This window comes from Aeromonas sp. 97A (genome assembly GCF_051919185.1).
Lineage (GTDB): Bacteria > Pseudomonadota > Gammaproteobacteria > Enterobacterales > Aeromonadaceae > Aeromonas > Aeromonas veronii.
Genome location: NZ_JBQBFF010000001.1, coordinates 3,823,284 through 3,838,224, shown reverse-complemented (window position 1 = coordinate 3,838,224; position 14,941 = coordinate 3,823,284). Strand labels below are relative to the sequence as shown.

The 14,941-nt window shown below is 62.4% G+C and carries 13 protein-coding genes; 10 read left to right on the top strand and 3 right to left on the bottom strand.

The window, feature by feature from the left end:
• The first annotated feature begins 79 nt into the window (after positions 1 to 79).
• Positions 80 to 895 carry an undecaprenyl-diphosphate phosphatase gene (gene bacA, locus ACTG27_RS17440; protein ID WP_429075910.1) on the top strand — a complete coding sequence of 272 codons (816 nt, stop codon included), beginning with the start codon at positions 80 to 82 and terminating at the stop codon, positions 893 to 895.
• Between the two features lie 66 nt (positions 896 to 961).
• Here bacA and ACTG27_RS17435 read toward each other — a convergent pair whose 3' ends face one another.
• From ACTG27_RS17435 to ACTG27_RS17425, 3 genes are all read right to left on the bottom strand, one after another.
• Positions 962 to 1,657 carry a ChrR family anti-sigma-E factor gene (locus ACTG27_RS17435; protein ID WP_429075911.1) on the bottom strand — a complete coding sequence of 232 codons (696 nt, stop codon included), beginning with the start codon at positions 1,655 to 1,657 and terminating at the stop codon, positions 962 to 964.
• A complete protein-coding gene (locus ACTG27_RS17430) occupies positions 1,650 to 2,219 on the bottom strand; it encodes a sigma-70 family RNA polymerase sigma factor (protein ID WP_005355542.1) in 570 nt (189 codons plus the stop codon). Before ACTG27_RS17430 ends, ACTG27_RS17435 begins: the two co-directional genes overlap by 8 nt.
• Before the next feature lie 140 nt (positions 2,220 to 2,359).
• Positions 2,360 to 2,926, bottom strand: coding sequence for an LON peptidase substrate-binding domain-containing protein (locus tag ACTG27_RS17425; RefSeq protein ID WP_439980057.1), 567 nt, complete (start codon positions 2,924 to 2,926; stop codon positions 2,360 to 2,362).
• A 310-nt stretch (positions 2,927 to 3,236) separates the two neighbouring features.
• Between ACTG27_RS17425 and argS the strand changes: the two genes are divergently transcribed.
• The 9 genes from argS to mgtE all read left to right on the top strand — a co-directional run bounded on the left by argS (position 3,237) and on the right by mgtE (position 14,928).
• Positions 3,237 to 4,982, top strand: coding sequence for an arginine--tRNA ligase (gene argS, locus ACTG27_RS17420; RefSeq protein ID WP_181269775.1), 1,746 nt, complete (start codon positions 3,237 to 3,239; stop codon positions 4,980 to 4,982).
• A 3-nt stretch (positions 4,983 to 4,985) separates the two neighbouring features.
• Positions 4,986 to 5,831, top strand: coding sequence for an SPOR domain-containing protein (locus tag ACTG27_RS17415; RefSeq protein WP_005340771.1), 846 nt, complete (start codon positions 4,986 to 4,988; stop codon positions 5,829 to 5,831).
• Positions 5,832 to 6,018: 187 nt separating this feature from the next.
• On the top strand, positions 6,019 to 6,552 hold the full coding sequence (gene hslV, locus ACTG27_RS17410; RefSeq protein ID WP_005342555.1) for an ATP-dependent protease subunit HslV: 534 nt from the start codon (positions 6,019 to 6,021) through the stop codon (positions 6,550 to 6,552).
• 65 nt (positions 6,553 to 6,617) lie between these two features.
• On the top strand, positions 6,618 to 7,946 hold the full coding sequence (gene hslU / locus ACTG27_RS17405) for an HslU--HslV peptidase ATPase subunit (RefSeq protein WP_005340773.1): 1,329 nt from the start codon (positions 6,618 to 6,620) through the stop codon (positions 7,944 to 7,946).
• Positions 7,947 to 8,210: 264 nt separating this feature from the next.
• Positions 8,211 to 10,757, top strand: coding sequence for a nitrite reductase large subunit NirB (gene nirB, locus ACTG27_RS17400; protein WP_439980055.1), 2,547 nt, complete (start codon positions 8,211 to 8,213; stop codon positions 10,755 to 10,757).
• Entirely contained in the window at positions 10,757 to 11,074 is a 318-nt protein-coding gene (gene nirD, locus ACTG27_RS17395; RefSeq protein ID WP_042079916.1) for a nitrite reductase small subunit NirD, read from the top strand. The genes nirB and nirD overlap by 1 nt, the downstream gene beginning before the upstream one ends.
• Positions 11,075 to 11,131: 57 nt before the next feature.
• The gene (gene nirC, locus ACTG27_RS17390; RefSeq protein ID WP_236320592.1) at positions 11,132 to 11,944 is read left to right on the top strand and encodes a nitrite transporter NirC; all 813 of its coding nucleotides are present in this window, start codon (positions 11,132 to 11,134) and stop codon (positions 11,942 to 11,944) included.
• Positions 11,945 to 11,956: 12 nt separating this feature from the next.
• Positions 11,957 to 13,357 carry a siroheme synthase CysG gene (gene cysG / locus ACTG27_RS17385; protein WP_439980054.1) on the top strand — a complete coding sequence of 467 codons (1,401 nt, stop codon included), beginning with the start codon at positions 11,957 to 11,959 and terminating at the stop codon, positions 13,355 to 13,357.
• A gap of 146 nt (positions 13,358 to 13,503) precedes the next feature.
• Positions 13,504 to 14,928, top strand: coding sequence for a magnesium transporter (gene mgtE / locus ACTG27_RS17380; RefSeq protein WP_421209199.1), 1,425 nt, complete (start codon positions 13,504 to 13,506; stop codon positions 14,926 to 14,928).
• Positions 14,929 to 14,941 lie beyond the last annotated feature (13 nt).

Sequence of the window (14,941 nt, the reverse complement as noted above, 5' to 3'; positions counted from 1 at the left end):
TCACTATCGAGCAAGATAAGCCGCCCCGAGACCCTCCCGGGGCGTTTTTACATCAACGAAGTTAAGGATTGTTTGTTCGATGACTGACACTTATACCCTGCTGGTCGCCTTTATTCTGGGCGTCGTCGAGGGGCTGACCGAGTTCCTCCCCGTCTCCTCCACCGGCCACATGATTATCGTCGGCCATCTGCTGGGCTTTGAAGGGCCCAAGGCTGCCACCTTCGAAGTGGTGATCCAGCTTGGCTCCATCCTCGCCGTGGTCGCCGTCTTCTGGCGCCGCCTGTTTGGCCTGATTGGCATCCACTTTGGCCAGAAGCCGTCCCGGGATCACGCCACCCTGTCGCTGATCCACGTCATCCTCGGCATGATGCCCGCCATCGTGGTCGGTCTGGCCATCCACAGCTGGATCAAGGCCAACCTGTTTGGTCCGCAGACCGTCATGTACGCGCTGGTCGCGGGGGGCATCCTGCTGATCATCGCCGAGAAGTTCCGCCCGGCCGTCACAGCTGAAACCCTGGATGACATCAGCTACAAGCAGGCGTTCGGCATCGGTCTGTTCCAGTGTCTGGCCCTGTGGCCCGGCTTCTCCCGCTCCGGCGCCACCATCAGTGGTGGCATGCTGATGGGGATCAGCCGTCACGCCGCCGCAGAGTTCTCTTTCATCATGGCGGTGCCCATGATGGTGGCGGCCAGCGGGCTTGATCTCTACAAGAGCCGCGACTTCCTCTCCATGGCCGACTTCCCGATGTTTGCAGTGGGCTTTATCACCGCCTTCGTGGTAGCGATGTTTGCGATCAAGACCTTCCTGACATTGATCCGCCGCATCGACTTTATCCCGTTCGCCATCTACCGCTTTATCGTGGCGTTCGCCGTCTATCTGGTGTTTGTCGCCTGATCGGCAGCCTGCAATGAAATGACAAAAGGGACCAACTTGGTCCCTTTTTCTATGGCGTCATGGTGCTCAGTAGAGGTGCTGGCTGATGCCGTTCAGCAGCCGCGACAGCCCCTTGGTGAACTGCACCGGCGCATCCTGCACCGTGTAGCAGAGGCAGCCATCGGGCGTATGCGGGCTGTGGGAGTGGCTGGCATCGCGCCAGATGAAATCTCCCGCCTTGTAAAGGGTATCGCCATCCTGAATATTGCCCGCCAGCAGCAGAGTCAGCTCATAGCCCTGATGGGTGTGCTCGGGGATGCGGCCACCCGCTTCGATATGGAGCAGGCTGGCGCGCGCCCCCATCTCGTCCAGCGGCAGACTCTGCTGACGAATGGCCCCGATATGGCGCCACTTGGGCGAACGGTAGCGGGCCAGCACCCGTGGCAAACGGTAGGCGTGACCGGCTACCTCCAGCTCGCCGGGCTGGGCTCGGGGCTGGTCATGTGTTGGCTCGGAGAGGGGCTCTGCCGGCGGCTGGGCCAGAATATCCGCCAGCATGGCGTCGAATCCGGCGTCCAGTCCCACTTCATCGCGGGAGTCCACCTCGGGCTCTGCTGGCGAAGCAAGATATTGCTGCGCCAGCTCCTCTTCGAATGTCTTCAGTCGGGCAGCACAATCGGGGCAGAGTTCACAGTGAGCGGAGAGCCCCACCGCCAGCGGCAGAGGGAGCTCGTCGGCGGCGAAGGCACGCAGCATAGGGTCGGTCGGATGGGCTTTAATCATGGCCTTGCTCCACTTGCTCTTTCAGTTTCTGTAACGCCAGTCTGAGGCGGGACTTGATGGTACCGAGCGGCACGCCAAGGCGCTCCGCCAGCTCCTGCTGGGAGAACTCCTGCAGATAGATGCCACGCACCACCTGCTGTTGCGGCTCCGGCAGGGTGCCCAGATAGTGGGCCATCTGACGGGTCAGCACCGCATCCTCACCGCCGCTCAGGTGCTCCTCTTCGGCCTGAAACTCCAGCACCGGCCACAGCTCCTCGGCACAGAGATCCTCCTTGCTGGCGCGACGACGGCGCAGCATGTCGAAGCACTGGTTGCGCATCACGGTGTAGATCCAGGTGGTCGGCGCCCCCTTCTCGGGGTGGTAGAGACGCGCCTTCTGCCACACCAGCAGCATGGTCTCCTGCACCAGCTCCATGGCGTTGGCTTCGCTGCCGAGGTGGCGCAGGCCGTAGCTGCGAATGCGCGGCGCAAAGTGTTGGAACAGGCGGGCAAAAGCAGCCTTGTCGGCCTGCTCTGCCACCCTGATCAGCAGAGATTTGAGGTCGCCATCCGGGTTATCCATCACGGGCGAGGTCCTGCGTATGGTCGAGTGTGGTTGGCCAGTATATGCCATTGCGCCATCCCTTTGGTGTGCTGTCGAACATGCTGTGGTGATGACTTGTACGGCGCTGCGGCAGTGGCGGATCAGCGGGTCAGAAAAAATCAGTGGCTGGCCACCAGTACCCCCTTGAGCAGGGCGATGGCGGGCTGATTGTCGGCCGCGGCCAGCAGCAGTTGTTTCTGTTCAGGGGGGATGGGCAGCACCTCCAGCCAGCGCTGGGCCACCCAGTTGCCATCGTCCCAGCGAGGGGCGGGATAGAGGGCGGCATAGTCGGGATAGTCGGCAAACACCTCCCGCAGCGCCTCGACCAGCGGCTGCTGATCAGGATGGAGCCGGCGGGGCGGCCAGGCCGTCAGCGGCGTCACCTCGCCGATACGCAGGCCATCCTGCTCCTGCCACAGACCCTCTATCTGCACCCGCTCCACCCCCTGCACCGTGATCCCCAGCATGCCGTCCGGCAGCCGGTCGAAATCGATGATGGTGACCCGGGTGGCGATGGGCAGCATGTTGCGCAGGGCGTCGGGCTGACGAGGGTCCACCATGCAGAGGGCAAAGCCGGACTCCCCCGCCTCGGCGATCATCCGCTGGTATCTCGGTTCGAAGATCCGCAGCGGCATGACGCCGCCGGGCAGCAGGTGGGCAGATAGGGGAAACAGCGCCAGTCGCATCGCAAACTCCTCGGTTGGGAACCTCTGTTGATACGCCGGGCCAGAGGGAGGAGATCATTCCCGTCAGCGGAAAGGAAAAACCCTTAACAATCAGGGGAAAATAGCCTGGACAAGGCGCTTCGATATGCAGTAGAAATGGATAAGCACCGTAATTTCCGTCCAATATTCTGGAATATGGCGCCAAACGCAGTGAAATATCCGCCCGACAGCGAGCGGCGGGTCATCCCTATAGTTTTCTCGGGCCGATGCGGGTAAAATTCACGCCCTTATATATCAGTCATTTTTCGACGCGCAACCTTGGTGGTCAGTTATGAAAGAGCATATTCATCATCTACTTGAACAAACGGTAGCCAATCTCAAGTCAGCAGGCGTCCTGCCGGCGGACCTGGAAGCCCGCGTGCAAGTAGACCGATGCAAGGAAAAAGCTCACGGTGACCTGGCCACCAACCTGGCCATGCTGCTGGCCAAGCCGGCCCGCAAGAATCCCCGTGAGCTGGCAGCGGCCATCATCGAGCACCTGCCTGCCTCCGACCTGATTGCCAAGGTCGAGATCGCCGGTCCCGGCTTCATCAACTTCTTCTTCGACCAGCGCTGGCTGGCCGGTCAGGTCGAGGCCATGGTGACCTCTGCCAACGCTAACGTACGGTTGCCCGCGCCACAAACCGTGGTGGTGGACTACTCCGCCCCCAACGTGGCCAAAGAGATGGCGGTGCACCACATCCGTTCCACCGTACTCGGTGACGTAGCTGCGCGCGCGCTGGAATTCCTCGGCCACAAAGTGATCCGTGCCAACCACATCGGCGACTGGGGCACCCAGTTCGGCATGCTGATCGCCTATCTGGAGAAGATGTCCAACGAGCACGCCAGCGACATGGCACTCAAGGATCTGGAAGCCTTCTACACCCAGGCCAAACGTTGCTACGACGAAGACGAAGCCTTCGCCGAGCGTGCCCGCAACTACGTGGTCAAGCTGCAGGGCGGCGACGAGTACTGCCGTACCATGTGGAAGAAGCTGGTCGACATGACCATGGAACAGAACCAGATCAACTATGACCGCCTGAATGTCTCCCTGACCAACAAGGACATCATGGGCGAGTCCATGTACAACGACATGCTGCCGGAGATCGTTGCAGACCTGAAAGCCAAGGGGCTGGCGGTCGAGAGCGAAGGCGCCACCGTTGTCTTCCTGGACGAGTTCAAGAACAAGGATGGCGAGGCCATGGGCGTCATCATCCAGAAGAGCGATGGCGGTTTCCTCTACACAACCACCGACATCGCCTGTGCCAAATACCGTTATGAAACCCTGGGCGCCGACCGTGTCATGTACTTCATTGACTCCCGTCAGCACCAGCACCTGATGCAGGCCTGGACCATCACCCGCAAGGCGGGCTATGTGCCGGAATCCGTACCGCTTGAGCACCACGCTTTCGGCATGATGCTAGGCAAGGATGGTCGTCCCTACAAGACCCGTTCCGGTGGCACCGTCAAGCTGGTTGACCTGCTGAACGAGGCCGAAGAGCGCGCCGCCGCCCTGCTGGAGAGCCGCAACAGCGACCTCTCTGCCGAAGAGAAGGCCAATGTGGTCAACGCCATCGCCATGGGCGCGGTCAAGTATGCGGATCTCTCCAAGAACCGCACCACCGACTACATCTTCGACTGGGATCTGATGCTGTCGTTTGAAGGCAACACTGCCCCTTACCTGCAGTACGCCTACACCCGTATCCAGTCCATCTTCCGCAAGGCCAACATCGATGCCGAGACGCTGATCGGCAACGTGACCCTGAACGAAGAGGCCGAAGAGGTGCTGGCCCAGAAGCTGATCCAGTTCTCCGACGCGGTCAACGGCGTGGCCGACAAAGGCATGCCGCACCTGCTCTGTACCTACCTGTACGAGTTGTCAGGCAACTTCATGACCTTCTATGAAGCCTGCCCGATCAACAAGGATGGCGTGGACGAAGCAACCCGTCAGAGCCGTCTGCTGCTGTGCGCCGCCACCGCCAAGGTGCTGAAACTGGGCCTCGGCGTACTGGGCATCCATACCCTGGAGCGCATGTAATAGATGGCAACCCGGGATTATGTCGGCAGCCGCCCGCGACGTCGGGCGGGTGGCCGCAATACCAAGAAAGCGGCCCCTCGCCGCTTTCCTGTTATTCCAGTGCTGCTGGTCGTGGCACTGCTGGCAGGCTTTGGTGGCTTCCTTTACATGATCAATGGCAAGGGCAACGATGCCCCCACCATTGAGGAGCAGGTAAAGGCCAACAAGCCAAAAGCGCAGAATAACGGGCTGCCTCAGGAGAAGTGGAGCTACATCGAACGGCTTGAGAACAAGCAGGTCGATATCATAGAGCCGCCGACCCAGCCGGGTGTGCTGCCGCCACCACCGGCAGATACCATGACCCTGCAACCGGAAAAACTGCCGCAGCCGGTGCCGACCGACATTCCCCAACCGGGAACACCCATCGGCCAGCCCAAGCCCTATCAGCCCAATCCGGCGACCACCCCTTCCACCTCCGGAGCGCCGGTTGCCAGCGCGCAAGAGCAGGTGATCGACCGCAAGGCCGAACGGGAACGGATGGAGCGGGAGATCCGCGCCGAGCTGGAACGGGAGCGGGCCGAAGCGGCCAAGGCCAAAGCGGCCACTCCGCCAGCCCAGACCGCAGCCGCCGACAGCGGTCGCTATATGATGCAGTGCGCCGCCCTGCGCTCGCAGGATTCCGCAGAGTCGCTCAAGGCACGTATCGCCTTCACCGCCGGCCTCTCTTCCAGCCTGCAGGTGATCAATGGCGCCAACGGCACCGTCTACAAGGTGATGGTCGGCCCCTTCAACGGCAAGGCGGCCGCCGACGCGGCCAACAGCAAGCTGCAGAGCTCCGGCATCAGCGGCTGCATTCCCAAGAAAGGGTAATCCGCTTACCTATGACGCAGGGCTGGGTGGCAACACCTGGCCCTGTTTTTTTGGTGTCACTCGCACCCACGCTGTTTACTACCCCGTTTATCCCGACCAAAGGCAGGGTTGAAAAGCCCGTTTGCCATCCCCATCTTTCTTGCCATGCACAGTCAGGCCGTCATTCGGCTCAAGCGAGGTAAGTAAAGTGACTACCATAGTTTCAGTTCGCCGCAACGGTCAGGTCGTCATCGGTGGCGATGGCCAGGTCTCTCTTGGCAACACCGTCATGAAGGGCAACGCCCGCAAGGTTCATCGTCTCTATAACGGCAAGGTGCTGGCCGGTTTCGCTGGCGGTACCGCCGACGCCTTCACCCTGCTCGAGCGTTTCGAAGCAAAACTGCAGGCCCATCAGGGTAATCTGGAGCGCGCCGCCGTGGCGCTGGCCAAAGATTGGCGCACCGATCGCGCCCTGCGCCGCCTCGAAGCGCTGCTGGCCGTGGCCGACGAACACAAATCCTTCATCATCACCGGCAACGGTGACGTGGTGCAGCCGGAGCACGATCTCATCGCCATCGGCAGCGGCGGCAACTTCGCCCAATCCGCCGCCATCGCGCTGCTGGAAAACACCGAGCTGGATGCCAGGACCATTGTCGAGAAGTCCCTCAAGATTGCGGGCGACATCTGCGTCTTCACCAACGGCAACCACACCATCGAAGTGCTGGACTACGCAGCCAAATAAGGCCGCCAGCCAACCCAATTTCCCAAGGGGCGGGCACTGCCCGCCCCGGATACAGGAACACCATCATGTCCGAGATGACCCCGAGAGAAATCGTCCACGAGCTGGATCGTCACATCATTGGTCAGGCCGATGCCAAGCGCGCCGTTGCCGTTGCCCTGCGCAACCGCTGGCGCCGGATGCAGCTCAACGAAGAGATGCGCCATGAAGTGACCCCGAAAAACATCCTGATGATCGGCCCGACCGGTGTCGGCAAGACCGAGATCGCCCGTCGTCTGGCCAAGCTGGCCAACGCCCCCTTCATCAAGGTGGAAGCGACCAAGTTCACCGAAGTGGGCTATGTCGGCAAGGAAGTAGACAGCATCATCCGCGATCTGACCGATGCCGCCATCAAGCTGGTGCGCGAAACCGAGATGGAGAAGATGAAATACCGCGCCGAGGAAGCCGCTGAAGAGCGCATCCTCGACGCTCTGCTGCCCAACCCGCGCAACACCTGGGGTGAGGAAGAGAAAGCCGACAACTCCAACACCCGCCAGATCTTCCGCAAGAAACTGCGGGAAGGTCAGCTGGATGACAAGGAGATCGAGCTGGAACTCTCCGCCTCCCCGATGGGTGTCGAAATCATGACCCCGCCGGGCATGGAAGAGATGGCCAACCAGCTGCAGGGGCTGTTCCAGAACCTGGGCCAGAACCAGAAGAAGAAGCGCAAGATCAAGGTCAAAGAGGCCATGAAGGCGCTGATCGAAGAGGAAGCGGCCCGTCTGGTCAATCCGGAAGAACTGAAGCAGAAAGCGATCGCAGCGGTCGAGAACAACGGCATCGTCTTCCTCGACGAGATCGACAAGATCTGCAAGCGTGGCGAGAGCTCGGGCCCGGATGTCTCCCGTGAAGGGGTACAACGCGACCTGCTGCCACTGGTCGAGGGCTGCACCGTCAACACCAAGCACGGCATGGTCAAGACCGACCACATCCTGTTTGTCGCCTCCGGCGCCTTCCAGATCGCCAAGCCGTCCGACCTCATCCCCGAGCTGCAGGGCCGTCTGCCGATCCGGGTCGAGCTGACCGCCCTGACCACAGATGACTTCGAGCGCATCCTGACCGAACCGAACGCCTCCCTGACCGATCAGTACAAGGCGCTGATGGCCACCGAAGGGGTCAATATCGAGTTCACCAAGGATGGTATCCGCCGTCTGGCCGAAGCGGCGTGGCAGGTTAACGAGCGTACCGAGAACATCGGTGCCCGTCGTCTGCACACCGTGATGGAACGCCTGATGGAAGATATCTCCTACGACGCCTCCGAGAAGTCTGGCGAGACCTTTGTCATCGACACCGACTACGTCAACGCCCATCTCGGTGCGCTTGTCGAGGATGAGGATCTGAGCCGCTTTATTCTGTAAGCGCAGTTCTGTTTGTAAAAAAACGCCTCCAGCAATGGGGGCGTTTTGCATTTTAAGCCCCAGCCCCCTTCTCTCTATGTCCCACTCGCACCCAGCACCAAAACTCTCAACTGGTATACCTATTTTTGTATATCTTTGAATTTTATCGAATTACCCCTGACGAGATATATAAATAGACACTTGATTTGCATCAATTGCCCGCCCCGACTGACTGGGTAGCCTAGCCCCAGAATGATGTTTTATTACTCCAAACTAGAGGCAATCATGAGCAAAGTCAGACTGGTCGTTGTGGGCAACGGCATGGTGGGGCACCGCTTCATCGAAGAGTTGATCGAGCGGGCCGACCCGGGCCGCTACGAGATCACCGTCTTCGGTGCAGAACCCCGCCCCGCCTACGATCGCGTCCATCTCTCCTCCTACTTCTCCCATCACACCAGCGAAGATCTCTCCCTCGTCAAACCCGGCTTCTACGACAAGCACGGCATCCGCCTGCTGCTCGGCGAAGCGGTGAAAAAAATCGACAGGGCCAACCGCGAAGTGCACTCCAACAAGGGCACTGTAGTCGGTTACGACAAGCTGATACTGGCCACCGGCTCCTACCCCTGGGTGCCGCCCATCCAGGGCAGTCAACACCACGAGTGCTTCGTCTATCGCACCATCGAGGATCTGAAAGCCATCCGCAGCGCCGCCAGGAGTGGCAAGAGCGGGGTGGTGATCGGGGGCGGCCTGCTTGGCCTCGAAGCGGCCGGTGCCCTCAAGGCGCTGGGTCTCGAGACCCACGTGGTGGAGTTTGCTCCGGTGCTGATGGCCGAGCAGCTCGACGGTCAGGGCGGCCAGCTGCTGCGCCGCAAGATTGAATCCATGGGCGTGCAGGTGCACACCAGCAAGAGCACCAGCGAGATCCTGATGCACGGCGGCGAGCAGGCGAAACACCGCCTCGCCTTTACCGACGGCAGCCAGCTGGAAGTGGATGTGGTGGTATTCTCCACCGGCATTCGCCCGCAAGATACTCTGGGCCGTTACGGTGATCTCGCTATCGCCGAGCGCGGCGGCATCGTCATCGACGATCACTGCCTCACCTCCGACCCCGACATCTACGCCATCGGCGAGTGCGCCGCCTGGCAGGGCCGCTTCTTCGGGCTGGTGGCGCCGGGCTACAAGATGGCCCAGATCACCGTCGACCATCTGCTCGGCGGCGACAGCCGCTTCGAAGGGGCGGACATGAGTGCCAAGCTCAAGCTGCTCGGCGTCTCTGTCGGCTCCATCGGTGATGCCCATGGCCGCACCCCGGGCAGCCACAGCTATGTGTTCCAGGACGATCAGGCCGGCGTCTACAAGAAGATCGTGGTGAGCGAAGACAACAGCCGATTGCTCGGCGCCGTGCTGGTAGGTGATGTGGAAGATTACGGCAACCTGCTGCAGATGATGCTCAATGCCCTGCCGCTGCCGAGCCACCCAGACACCCTGATCCTGCCTGCCTACGCCGGTGCCAAACCGACGCTGGGGGTGGATGCGCTGCCGGAGAGCGCCCAGATCTGCTCCTGCTTCGACGTCTCCAAGGGCGACATCGCCAAGGCGGTGGCCGAGGGTCACACCACACTTGCCGCCATCAAGCAGCACACCAAGGCCGGTACTGGCTGCGGCGGCTGTGTGCCGCTCATCAGTCAGGTGCTCAACGCCGAGCTGGTGAAGCAGGGCATCGAGGTCAACAACCACCTCTGCGCCCACTTCCCCCACTCCCGTCAGGAGCTGTTCCATCTGGTCAAGGTGGAGGGGATCAAGAGCTTCGACGAGCTGCTGGCCAAGCATGGCCAAGGCTATGGCTGCGAGGTGTGCAAACCGACTGTCGGCTCCATCCTCGCCTCCTGCTGGAACGAGCATGTGCTGAGCCCGCGCAATATCCCGCTGCAGGACACCAACGACATCTTCCTCGGCAACATGCAGAAGGACGGCAGCTACTCCGTCATCCCGCGCATGGCCGGCGGCGAAGTGACCCCGGAAGGGCTGCTGGCGGTGGCCGAAGTGGCCCGCGACTACAAGCTCTACACCAAGATCACCGGCGCCCAGCGCATCGGTCTGTTCGGGGCTCAGAAGGATGACCTGCCCGCCATCTGGCGCAAGCTGCTGGCAGCCGGATTCGAGACAGGTCAGGCCTACGCCAAGGCGCTGCGTATGGCCAAGACCTGTGTCGGCAGCACCTGGTGCCGCTTCGGCGTGCAGGACAGCGTTGGCCTCGGGGTCTTCCTCGAGAACCGCTACAAGGGCATTCGCACCCCGCACAAGATGAAGTTCGGCGTCTCCGGCTGTACCCGCGAATGTGCGGAAGCGCAGGGCAAGGATGTCGGCATCATCGCCACCGACGCGGGCTGGAACCTCTATGTGGGCGGCAACGGCGGCATGAAGCCGCGCCACGCCGACCTGCTGGCGTCTGACCTCGACCGCGAGACGTTAGTCCGGTTGATAGACCGTTTCATGATGTTCTACGTCACCAGCGCCGATAAACTGCAGCGCACCTCGGTCTGGCTCGGCAACCTGGAAGGGGGTGTCGACTACCTGCGCGAGGTGATCGTCGATGACAAGCTGGGGCTGGCCGAGACGCTGGAGCGCGATATCCAGACTCTCATCGACAGCTACGAGTGCGAATGGTCGCGCACCCTCAACGAAGAGGAGGCGCTCAAGCGATTCAGCCACTTCATCAACAGCGACAAGCGCGACCCGGACGTTCAGTTCGTCAGCGAACGCGACCAGCACAGACCCGCCACTCCGGCCGAGCGCATCCCCGTCTACCAGATCGAGGTGGAAACCAAATGATGAAACTTGCCTGTCAACTCAACGACATCCTGCCGGGAACCGGTGTGTGCGCACTCATTGAAGGTCGCCAGATCGCCCTGTTTCGCCCGAACGCGGCGGCCGAGGTGTTCGCCATCGACAACCGGGATCCCTTCTTCGCCGCCAACGTGCTGTCGCGGGGCCTGATCTGCGAACACGACGGCGAGCTCTGGGTCGCCAGCCCGCTCAAGAAGCAGCGCTTTCGCCTGAGCGATGGCCACTGTTTCGACAATCCTGCGATGTCGGTTCAAAGCTACCCCGTTGAAGTGCGCGACCAGCAGGTTTGGGTCGCCGTCTAAAGCCGATTTCACTCTCTTTAGGGCTGCCAGAGGGCAGCTCTTTCAAGGACTCACAAGATGTACACGGAAACAATCAACAAGTGCGCCGCCAACGCGGCCCGCATCAACCGCTTCGAGCGCAGCGACAAGCTCGGCTTCTGGCTCAGCTCCGCCATGGCGGGGGCCTATGTGGGCCTCGGCATCATCCTGATCTTCACCCTCGGCAATCTGGTGGATCCCGCCATCCGGCCGCTGGTGATGGGGGCCACCTTCGGCATCGCCCTGACGCTGGTCATCATCGCCGGCTCCGAGCTGTTTACCGGCCACACCATGTTCCTCACCTTCGGGGTGAAGACGGGCAAGATCACCATGGCCGACCTGCTGCGCATCCTGCCGCAGACCTGGGCCGGCAACCTGATTGGCTCCGTCGTGGTGGCGCTCATCTACTCCTACGGCGGCAGCCTGCTGCCGGACGCAGGCAGCCTGGCCCACAAGGTGGCGCTGGCCAAAACCCAGGCACCGGCGCTGACCCTGTTTATGAAGGGGATCCTCTGCAACTGGCTGGTCTGCCTCGCCATCTGGATGGCGCTGCGCACCGAAGGGGCCGCCCGCTTCATCGCCATCTGGTGGTGCCTGCTGGCCTTTATCGCCTCCGGCTACGAGCACTCCATCGCCAACATGACCCTGTTCGCCCTCTCCTGGTTTGGCGCCCACTCGGAGGCCTACACCCTGAGCGGCATCGGCCACAACCTGCTGTGGGTGACCCTGGGCAACACCGTCTCCGGCGTCCTCTTTATGGGCCTCGGCTACTGGTATGCCACCCCGAAAGCTGAACGCCCGGTCGCAGTGAGCGAGACCACCAGCACCGCCAACCAGACCCGAACCGCCTGATCCGGAGGCCCCATGGACTACTTGCCCATCTTTTGCCGACTCGACAACAAACCCGTGCTGCTGGTCGGCGGCGGCGAGGTAGCGGAGCGCAAGGCGCGCCTGCTACTGGATGCCGGTGCCCAGCTCACAGTAGTAGCGCCCGAGCTCGACCCCGAGCTGGCGGAACTGGCTGCCAACGGGAGCATCGAGTGGCTGGCCAGTGAATTTGTGCCGGAACAACTGGCGGGCAAGTGGCTGGTGGTGGCTGCCACCGATCGGCGCGAGGTGAATGCGCTGGTTTACCAAAGCGCCAATCAGGCGCGGATCTTTGCCAACGTGGTGGATGACCCGAAACGCTCCAGCTTTATCATGCCGTCGATCATCGATCGCTCGCCGCTGATGGTGGCCATCTCCTCCGGGGGCAAGGCGCCGGTGCTGGCCCGGCTGTTGCGGGAAAAACTGGAAGCCCTGCTGCCGCAACATCTGGGGGCCGTGGCGACCTTTGCCGGCAGCCTGCGGGATCGGGTCAAGGCCCGCTTCGCCAGCATGGGCGAGCGGCGCCGCTTCTGGGAACGGCTGCTCGGGGCCGACCGGCTCGGTCAGGCGCTGGCGCGGGGGGATAGCGCCTCTGCCCACCAGCTGGCCGACACCCTGTTTGCCGATGAAAGCCAGACCGGTGGCGAAGTGGTGCTGGTGGGAGCCGGCCCCGGCGATCCGGGCCTGCTCACCCTGCACGCCCTGCGCCACATGCAGCAGGCGGACGTAGTGGTTTACGACCGACTGGTCTCCGACGAGGTGATGGCGCTGGTGCGCCGGGATGCCAAGCGCATCTTCGTCGGCAAGCAGGCGGGCAACCACTGCGTGCCGCAGGAGGGGATCAACCAGCTCTTGCTGGAGGAGGCGAAGAAGGGGCAACGGGTGGTGCGTCTCAAGGGGGGCGATCCCTTTATCTTCGGCCGTGGCGGCGAGGAGCTGGAGACGCTGGTCGGCACAGGCATCGGCTTTCAGGTGGTGCCCGGCATCACCGCGGCCAGCGGCTGCGCCGCCTACGCAGGCATTCCGCTCACCCACCGCGACCACGCTCAGAGCGTGCGTTTCGTTACCGCCCATGGCAAGGGGGGCGCCCGGGATCTCGACTGGCCGCTGCTGGCCAAAGATCGGCAGACGCTGGTCTTCTATATGGGGCTCTCCTCCTGCGCCACCATCCGCGAGCAACTGCTGGCCCACGGCAAGGCAGGCAATACCCCGGTGGCGCTGATCGAGCGCGGCACCCAACCCTGCCAGCGGGTCATTCGCGGCACCCTCGATGAGCTACCCGCACTGGCGGTGGGGGTCGAGAGCCCGGCGCTGATCATGGTGGGCTCGGTGGTCACTTTGGCCGACCGGCTCGCCTGGTTTGGCGAGGCCCCACAGCGCCAGCGAGCCCTCGCCTGAGGTATCCTCGGCAACTCACCATGAGGCCACCAGCAGGTGGCCTCACTTTTACCTCCCTCTTCTCCCATCACGGTCATAACCTGTTGTTTTAAGTCTGGTATCCTATGGGCATTGAGCCCTTGGCTACCATCTCAGGAATTCATCCCATGTCTCTTCCCATCAAGAACAGCGCCCGGCAGCGCGCGGATGACAGATCCCGCATTCTCACCCTGCTGCTGCGCGATGATGCCCTCACCGACAGCCTGCTCGATCCGCAGGTGGTGCAGGATGCCGAGCAGCGCGATCAGACCAGCGAACTCACAACGCTGGTCAACGGGTTGCCCGCCGCCGACGTCGCCGATGCGCTGGAATCGCTGCCGCCCGATGAGCGTCATGCCCTGTGGGCACTGGTGGAGGAGGAGAAGCGCGGCCAGATCCTGGTCGAAGCGTCGGAGACGGTGTGGGACAGCCTCATCAGCGGGATGAGCGACAAGGAGCTGCTGCACGCCCTGCGCACCCTGGATATCGACGACCAGATCTATCTGGGCCAGTACCTGCCGCGCAACCTGATGGGGCGGCTGCTCACCTATATGGCCCCCGCCGACCGGGATCGGGTGCGGGAGGTGATCCGCTACGGCAAGCACACCGTCGGCGCCATGATGGACTTCGAGATCATCACCATCCGCCCCGAGGTGACGCTCGCCACTGTGCAGCGCTATCTGCGCCTGCGCGGCAAGATCCCCGCCAACACCGACAAGCTGTTCGTCATCGATCGCCGCAACCACCTGCTGGGGGAGCTGGCCCTCACCACTGTACTGCTACACAAGCCCGCCACTCTGGTGAGCGATGTGATGGAGCGGGATCCGGTCACCTTCGATCCGGAGGATAACGACGAAGCGGCAGCCCGCACCTTCGAGCGGGATGACCTGCTCTCCGCCGCCGTGGTGGATGGCAAGGGCAAGCTGATGGGCCGCCTCACCGTCGAAGAGGTGGTGGATCTGGTCTATGAGGAGAGTGACACCGACCTGCGCCGGATGGGGGGTATCAGCGAGGATGAAGACGTGTTCGCGCCCGTCTCCAAGGCGGTCAAGACCCGCTGGGCCTGGCTTGCCATCAACCTCTGCACCGCCTTTGTCGCCTCGCGGGTGATCGGCCTGTTCGAGCACACCATCTCCCAGCTGGTGGCACTGGCGGCGCTGATGCCCATCGTCGCCGGGATCGGCGGCAACACCGGCAACCAGACCATCACCATGATAGTGCGGGCGCTGGCGCTGCAGCACATTCAGGCGGGCAACCTCTCCTTCCTGCTGCTGCGGGAACTCGGCGTCGCCTTTATCAACGGGCTGGTGTGGGGCGGCACCATGGGCATCGCCACCTATCTGCTCTATCAGGATGCGGCGCTCGGCGCCGTGATGACCCTGGCCATGATGCTCAACCTGCTGGTGGCCGCCCTGATGGGAGTCATCATCCCCATGTCCATGACCCGCCTCGGCCGCGACCCGGCGGTGGGAGCCAGCGTGATGATCACCGCCATCACCGATACCGGCGGCTTCTTTATCTTCCTCGGGCTGGCAACCCTGTTCCTGCTGTAAACCGTGCGTTGCA